Consider the following 281-nt stretch of genomic DNA (forward strand, 5'->3'; position numbering starts at 1 on the left):
ATATCGGCGGCGATTTCTACAGGGTTACGCTCTGGCGATACTGTGCAAGTATGGTAAGGACTTCTCCAGCTGCGACTATCTACGCTTCCAATGATAACTAACCTTCCTTTCTCCATTCGAATATGTATAGAGTAATTTTTAAAATCAGGTGAGGTTAGCTTAATCCTGTACTGGCAATCATCGAGCAGATTTACACGCCAGCCGTTCCCCAGGATTCGACAAACGATTTCAAACACCGGTTTATACCGTTCAAAGAAATTTTTCTGTTCTTTCATCGATTC

General features: G+C 42.3%; 1 protein-coding gene. It reads right to left on the bottom strand.

Going from position 1 to position 281, the window contains the following annotated elements; translation table 11 throughout:
• A partial coding sequence (locus tag HGG74_RS21850; RefSeq protein ID WP_376766169.1) for a hypothetical protein occupies positions 1 to 281 on the bottom strand: 281 nt, incomplete at both ends.

Origin of the sequence: Arthrobacter mobilis, assembly GCF_012395835.1 — a bacterium.
GTDB classification, from domain to species: domain Bacteria; phylum Actinomycetota; class Actinomycetes; order Actinomycetales; family Micrococcaceae; genus Crystallibacter; species Crystallibacter mobilis.